At 58.7% G+C, this 7,441-nt stretch carries 6 protein-coding genes; 4 read left to right on the forward strand and 2 right to left on the reverse strand.

The window, feature by feature from the left end; genetic code table 11:
• Positions 1–46: 46 nt before the first annotated feature.
• The gene (locus F3G95_RS13545) at positions 47–2,389 is read left to right on the forward strand and encodes a hypothetical protein (protein WP_149795361.1); all 2,343 of its coding nucleotides are present in this window, start codon (positions 47–49) and stop codon (positions 2,387–2,389) included.
• 101 nt (positions 2,390–2,490) lie between these two features.
• On the opposite strand, the gene F3G95_RS13550 is transcribed toward F3G95_RS13545, so the two are convergent.
• On the reverse strand, positions 2,491–3,027 hold the full coding sequence (locus F3G95_RS13550; protein ID WP_243130404.1) for a DUF1836 domain-containing protein: 537 nt from the start codon (positions 3,025–3,027) through the stop codon (positions 2,491–2,493).
• A gap of 171 nt (positions 3,028–3,198) precedes the next feature.
• Here F3G95_RS13550 and F3G95_RS13555 point away from each other — a divergent pair, with 171 nt between their 5' ends.
• From F3G95_RS13555 to F3G95_RS13565, 3 genes are all read left to right on the forward strand, one after another.
• Positions 3,199–4,035, forward strand: coding sequence for a DegV family protein (locus tag F3G95_RS13555; protein WP_149795362.1), 837 nt, complete (start codon positions 3,199–3,201; stop codon positions 4,033–4,035).
• Positions 4,036–4,109: 74 nt separating this feature from the next.
• On the forward strand, positions 4,110–5,648 hold the full coding sequence (cls, locus tag F3G95_RS13560) for a cardiolipin synthase (protein WP_149795364.1): 1,539 nt from the start codon (positions 4,110–4,112) through the stop codon (positions 5,646–5,648).
• Between the two features lie 281 nt (positions 5,649–5,929).
• Positions 5,930–6,970, forward strand: a complete 1,041-nt coding sequence (locus F3G95_RS13565) for a hypothetical protein (RefSeq protein WP_149795366.1) — start codon at positions 5,930–5,932, stop codon at positions 6,968–6,970.
• A gap of 279 nt (positions 6,971–7,249) precedes the next feature.
• Here the strand turns inward: F3G95_RS13565 and F3G95_RS13910 are convergent.
• On the reverse strand, positions 7,250–7,441 hold a 192-nt coding region (locus F3G95_RS13910; protein ID WP_207706446.1), incomplete at its 5' end, for a hypothetical protein.

A 7,441-nucleotide genomic window follows, 5' to 3' on the forward strand; every position in this document is an offset into this window, starting at 1 on the left:
GGGTAAAATAAAAAAAGGAAAAACCACGAAACAGGAGGTAAAAATTATGCGGTTACGGAAAAATATGAAGCGGACGGCAGCTGCCGTCCTGGCCCTGAGCATGGCAGTGTCGGCAGTTGCGGCCCCGGCCTCGGCTGCTTACATCTGTGATGTGAGTCGGGGCAACGTGGAAGTCTCTGTGGATACTGAGGGCAATAAGAGCATCAAGGTCGGCGGTGTGGCTGTCGAGAAGAGCGAGGACGACAGTGATGACATCATCATCACCGGCGACAACACCAAGCCCACCGCAAGCCTGAACGCAGAGGAAGAGAACACTTCCGAGGCCGAAAAGTCCGGCGAAAACACCTCCGAGGTTGAAAAGTCCGGCGAGAACTCCGACGAGGTCGAAAAGACCGGCGAGGACACCGCTGAGGCTGAGAAGACCGGCGAGAACACCGGCGAGGCCGAGGAGCCCGGCTCTCTGGAGCTGCTGGCCCCGGAGGACGAGCAGAAGAAGGACGAGGAGAAGAAAGACGAGCAGAAGCCCGCCGACTCTCAGGAGCAGGAACAGACCGAAAAGACCTCCAATCAGGTGATCGAGTACGGCCAGTATGACCCCGAGGCCCAGCAGGAGGCCGCCAAGCCTGCTGCGGAGCAGGAGACCGGGGAGAAAAAGACCGCTGAGGAGAAGACCTACGGGGACACCAACGCCCCCACCACCCTCACCGAAAAGGCTCAGGAAGCCGCCCGCAACGTGGTGAAGATCATCAATAACTCTGCCAATGCCCTGAAGGTCATCCTCCGTGACCTGAAGGTGAATGCAGGGGATACGAAAGAGAACGCTGTGACCGTTTCCGGTAGTGGCAATGTGACGCTGGAGCTGGACGGCAAGAATGAGCTGACCGGCGGAACAGGGCTTAAGAACTATGACATAGACCGTGCAGGAGCGGGGCTCAGAGCTGAGGGAAAAGGTACAACGACCATCGAAGACAAAGACGGTAATGGTTCCTTGGTAGCCACCGGTGGAACACTTACAGTAAGTGATACAATGGGGAAGTCCTCTTATGCTGCGTCTGGCAGAGGAATTGATGGCGCAGAGATCGCTGGCGGAACTGTCATCGGAAAAGGTGGCGATATTATAAGCGATGCTTCAGACTCCGGCGGTAAGTTTTTCGGAGCAGGTACCGGAATTCTAACGAAAAAGATTTCGGGCGGTATCGTAGAAGCGATTGGCGGAGATGTTACAGGAATTGACAGCAAGGACGGCATGATTATTGTGACCGCTGGTCAGGGCCTGGGCGGTGATGGCTATGCAAATGCGTACGGCGGCCCCATAGAAATTTCCGGCGGAACGGTAAAAGCAACGGGCGGAAATGTTTTGATTGATCGTGGTTTGGAAGAACTTTATGATGGATCGGACGGCGTCCATGTTACGAATGAAGTAAGAGTCTCTGGAGGAACGCTGATTGCACAGGGAGGCAACACAAAAGATGGTGACGGAGGATCGGGCATTGGTAATGCAACGATCTCCGGCGGCACTGTTGTGGCTGTTGGCGGTACGGGAAGCAAAACCGGCGGTGATGGTTTTAATAAAAGTAACAAAGTGAAGGTTACTGGCGGCAAGGTGACCGCTCAGGGCGGCAAGGGCAATAACAAAAATGGTGCTGCCGTTGGGAATGATAAGAATGTTACCGGCACTGTAACTAAGGTCGACTCGTCGACCCATGTGCATCAATACAGCGATGGTGACATTGTGAAGAAGGCCACCTGCACCAGCGAGGGCTACAAGCTGAAGAAGTGCGAATGCGGTGTAGAAGAATTGGAACACATCGCCATTGATCGAGAAGCCCATAACTGGGTGGAGAGTGAGCACAAGGATGCGACCTGTGCCGAAGACGGATACACGGAGTATAAGTGCTCTGCCTGCGGCGAGACGAAGCGGGACGTTGTGCCTGCTACCGGCGAGCATCACTTTACCGTAGTTGCAAAGGTGGTCGCACCCACCTACACCTCCGAGGGCTACACCATCTACAAGTGCGAGACTTGTAATGAGACCGAGAAGCGGGACATTGTGCCTATGCTGGTACCCGAGAGCAACGGCGGCTCCTCCGCTGTCACCCTCACCGTTACCGGGGCAGGGGCCTACGAGACCTCTATTGCCGATGGCCGGTATGTTGTGGCAGTGCCTGCTGAGACTGCCGTCCTTTCCGGCTGCCTGAGCAACCTGAAGGAGCTGAAGGCTCAGGGCGTGAACACCCTCGTGTTCCGCACCCAGCTCCGTGAGACCGCCCTGAACATCGACAGCATGCTGTCTCTGGGCGTGGACGACACCCTCTTTGTCCTCACCCACTCCGGTGAGAGCGCAGAGCTGACGGTGGGCGGTTTTGCACACAACGAGCTGCTCCACTAAATAACCACCTCCCCAAGGCGGAGAGCTTCCGCATCTCCCCGCTTTGTACGAAAAGCCCCCCGGCACTTCCGCATGGTGCCGGGGGGCTTTTTGTACCGATCTTATTGTAAATCGCCGAGGATCCCCGGCCAGAGGGCTTCCTCCTGCCGCATGGCGACGAAGCAGCAGTCGAGGTACATCTTGTTCACGGCGGCGACGATGGTACCGCGCAGCAGACGCTTTTCGTCGTCGGCATCCGGGTCGAGGCCGCAGATGGTGCTGCTGGCACCGAAGATGTAGGGCAGGCAGTTCTCTACCTCGTCGCAGAAGTAGTCGTAGGCTTCGGCGGCGGTGCAGTGAGCCCGCTGCATCTGGAACAGGGTGTCGATGTTTTCCAGCGAGAGGACGTTTTTAGACAATACGATATAGATGAGAGAAGCCAGCTGTTCGCGGGAATACTTCTTTTTGACGGGGTGGGAGATGACTCCTTTCTTGACGTAGTTGCTCACCATGGAGGGGGTGAGCTCCACCCCGGGGAAGCCCCGGAAGCAGCTGTTGACGAGCTGCACGGTCTGGTCGAGATACAGCCCCACGGAGGGCAGCTCCCGGTAGCGCGGCAGGGAAAACCCGGCGGCGCAGGCCGTGACACGGCGTTTCATTTCCTGATTCATGGTGGTAGTATAGCGCATTTTTGAGTCGGGGTCAACCGTTTATGAAAACAATATTAAGAATTTTGCAAATCGCTTGACAGGTTTTTGAAAAACTGATATAGTGGACTCATCGAACGTAAAAAATGCGGCGGACACCCGCCGGAATGGAGATAGATGGATATGAAACGAATCGTTGTGGACTCTTCCGCCAGCCTGTATCAGCTGGACGGCATTGATTTTGCTGCTGTGCCTCTGAAGATCGTGACCGACGAGAGGGAATACCTCGACGACGGCACGCTGGACGCCGTGGAAATGGCGACTGCCCTGCGCACCTATAAGGGCAAGACCAGCACCTCCTGCCCCAACATCGGCGACTGGCTGGAGGCTTATGAGGGCGCAGATGAAATTTATGCCATCACCATCACCGGCACCCTGTCGGGCAGCTGCAACGCCGCCCAGCTGGCCGCAGAAGAGTATCAGGCAGAGCACCCGGGTTCTCAGGTCTTTGTGCTGGACAGCCTGTCTGCCGGCCCGGAACTGGTGCTTCTGGCAGAGCACATCCGCGACCTGCTGGCCGAGGGGATGGCGTTTGACGACGTCTGCGAAGAGATGCTGCGCTACCGTCACCACACCCATCTGCTGTTCTCGCTGGAATCGCTGGCGAATCTGGCCCGGAATGGCCGCATAAAGCCCACTGTGGCCGCTGTGGCGCGGATGCTCAACATCCGGGTCATCGGCAAGGCCAGCGATGTGGGCGAACTGGACGTCCTCTGCAGGACCCGCGGCGAGCACGGCGCTCTCGAGCGTCTCGTGCTGGAGCTCAAAGGCCACGGCTACACGAACGGCAAGGTCGTCATTGCCCACTGCGGCAACCCCGCCGCCGCCGAGCGCCTGATGCACATGATAAAGGCGGTCTTCGAGGGCGCACAGGTGCGGGTGACCGAGTGCGGCGGCCTGTGCAGCTACTACGCCGAGCTGGGCGGCCTCATGGTGGGCTTCGAGGACGCGGACGCCTGAGCTTGAAATCTCCGCATCTCTGCGCTATACTATTTCCATAAAAATGCTGCCGAAAGGCAGCGGGGGAGGCGCAGATGTTCTTTCGGCTGCCGGTCGTACGGTTCTTCAATCGTGTCATCAACAGGGCCACGGTCACAGTGGCCCTTGTTTTGCTGCAGATCGGCTGGCTGCTCTGGGCCTTCTTCTCCCTCACCGCCGGAAAGGCGTGGGTGAATGCGGGGCTGAACGTCCTCAGCCTCTTCATCACCCTCTACCTCGTGCGGAAGGACGAGAACAGCGACTATAAGATCATCTGGCTCGTCCTCATCGGCATGATGCCGCTGCTGGGCGGTGCGCTCTATCTGGCCTTCGGCAACAAGGCCCCCGCCAAGCGGATGCGCCAGCGGATGCAGGCGGTGGAGCGCCAGCACACCGCCGACCTCGCCCAGCAGCCGGGCCAGACCGACGCCCTCGACCCCGCCAGCAGGGGACTGAGCCGGTATGTTTCGGAGTACGGGCCGTACCCCGCATGGAAAAACTCCACGGCAAAATATTACCCCTGCGGTGAGGCCATGTACCCTGACCTGCTGGCCGACCTCGAAAAGGCAGAGCGGTTCATCTTCCTCGAGTTCTTCATCATCCGCACCGGCAAGATGTGGAAGGGGGTAGAGGACATCCTTGTCCGCAAGGCGGCGCAGGGGGTGGACGTCCGGCTCATCTACGACGATTTCGGCAGTCTGCTGGGTCTGCCGTCCGATTTCGTGGTGAAGATGGAGCGGGCGCATATCCGCTGCATCCCGTTCAACCCGGTGGTGCCGCTGGTGTCGCTGGTCATGAATCACCGCGACCACCGGAAGATCGTGGTGGTGGACGGAAATACAGCCTATACGGGCGGCATCAACCTGGCCGACGAGTATATCAATGAAGAAGAGAGGTTCGGCTACTGGAAGGACGCAGCCCTCCGCACCGAGGGCGCGGCGGTCTGGAACTTCACGGTGATGTTCCTCGACCACTGGAACGCCTTCCGCCCCAGCGAGGAGGATTATGCGCCCTTTATGCCTCAGGCTGAGGCCCTGTCTGCCCAGTCGGACGGAGTGATACAGCCCTACGGGGACAGCCCGCTGGACGAAGAGGCTCTGGCCGAGACGGTCTACCTGAATATCATCAATCAGGCCCAGCGGTATGTCTATATCTACACGCCCTACTTCGCGGTGGGCGAGACCATGCTGGAAGCCCTCAAGGCGGCGGCAAAGCGGGGCGTGGACGTCCGGCTGGTGCTGCCGGGCATCCCGGACAAGAAGCTCGTCTTCCGGCTGACCCGCTCCTATTATGTGCCGCTGCTCCGGGCGGGGGTGCGCATCTACGAGTTCACGCCCGGCTTCCTCCACGCCAAGTGCTACGTCAGCGACGACCGCGCCGCCGTGGTGGGCAGCATCAACATGGATTACCGCAGCCTCTTCCTCCACTTTGAGTGCGGGGCGCTGCTGCTCTATAACAGTCAGGTCATTGCGCTGCGGGACGATGTGCTCCACACCCTGCCGGAGTGCCGGGAAGTGCAGCTGGCCGACTGCCGCACCTCGCTGGCCGGGACGCTGCTGGACAGTGTGCTCCGCCTGCTGAGCCCGCTGATGTGAGCGATACTGCGGTGGAATAAGTGGCAAAGTTCCATAAATTAAATGATATATCGTTCAATATTGATTGTTTGCCAACCTGGCAAAGTTCTCCTGATTGGCAAACTACCTACTTTGCCAGCAAGCCTTAAGTTTGCCAACGTGGCAAAGTTTGATTTGTGACGATAACACGCTGGTATTTTGGAACTTTGCCAGATAACACGTTGGTCTCAGAGCAAACGTGCATGATTGGCGCTGTGTCGGGCTATACTACTCCCAAAGAGATGAAAGGGAGCGTAACGCTTATGACACAGAGACAAAAAGCTCTTCTGAGCTGTGCCGTGGCGGCGGCACTGCTGCTGTCCGGCTGCCGCAAAGGCAGCAGCGATTCCGGCAGCATGAGCAGCTCGAACGCCATGTCCGGCTCGTCCGGCAGCGCCAGCACCACCCAGACCGGCGGCTGGAAGACCGGCCTCGGCATCCTGACCGAGGCCTCCGACGAGGCCCGCACCGGCACCATCCATACCATCGCCGCCGCCGTCCTGCTGGACGGAGACGGCAAGCTGGCCGACGTAATGCTGGATGAGCTGGAAGTGGAAGTTACCGCCGACGGCAAAGGCGTCGTCACCATGCCCACCGACTACCGCACCAAGCGCCAGAAAGGGGACGACTACCCGCTGGCAGCGGCATCTTCGCTGAAAAAGGGCTGGGCCGAGCAGGCCGATGATTTCGCCGACTACCTCACCGGCATGACGCCCGAGCAGGCATCCATGCTGGAAACGGATAAGGACGGCAAGGCTGTGGACGCCGACCTGCTGTCCGGCTGCACCATCCGGGTGGATCAGTACCGCGACGCCGTGGCGAAAGCCTGCACGAATGCGTCCGCCCTCGGCGCGGCAAAGGGCGACCGGGTGAGCCTCGGCGTGGAGGCGGAGAATGCCTCTTCGGACATCACCGCCACCGACGACAAGGATGTGAACGCAGAAGTTGACCTTACCGTCGTGGCCCTGACGCTGGATGCCGATGGCCGTGTGACCAGCGCCATCGGCGACATGGCAGAGCCTGCGCTGACCATCGCGGCAGACGGCGGCGTCACCGCCCCGGACACCGTCCGCTCCAAGCTTGAGCTGGGCGACAGTTACGGGATGCGGAATGCATCCAGCCTCGGCAAGGAGTGGTACGAGCACAGCGAGGGCTATTGCAGCTACCTCAAGGGCAAGACGGAGAAAGAGGTGGCGGACATCCCTGCCGACGGCTCGGACGCCGACCTCGCGGCCCTCTGCACCATCTCCATCGACGCCCTGCAAAAGGCCGCAGGGGATGCGTTTGAGAATGCGTCGCTGTGACAGAAAAAATCCCTCCTGACTTGACATCGGGAGGGAGAGTTGTTATACTAATAATAGAAAGGGCGCTGCGACAAGCGGTCAGCCCGGTTCAAGAGATTAGATTTTCAATGTGAAAACCGTCACCCTGCCCGGTGGCGGTTTTCGCGTTTTACTCTGATCGTAAAAACACATCCAAAAAGATGAAACGTCAAAGTAATCGGCATATGCCCACCCCCTTTGCGGAAGTGTGGCTGACCGCCTGCCGTTGTTTGCAGCGCCCGCTGCTCTTACGAGCAACACCTATAGCATATCACAAGCTTCGACAAATAGCAAGGAAACACCTGTGTTTCTTCCCTGGAATCTGCAAAAAGCGAGAAGGGAAGGAACGAGGGTGTTTTTTCTTTTGTACAAATACAGCAAAACCCCTGCCGGAACGGTGCGGTCTGCGGCTAAACTTGCGCGAAAGGGCCTGAAACCTGCGTGAATCGCACT

Source organism: Faecalibacterium sp. Marseille-P9312, from assembly GCF_902497445.1.
GTDB lineage: Bacteria > Bacillota > Clostridia > Oscillospirales > Ruminococcaceae > Faecalibacterium > Faecalibacterium longum.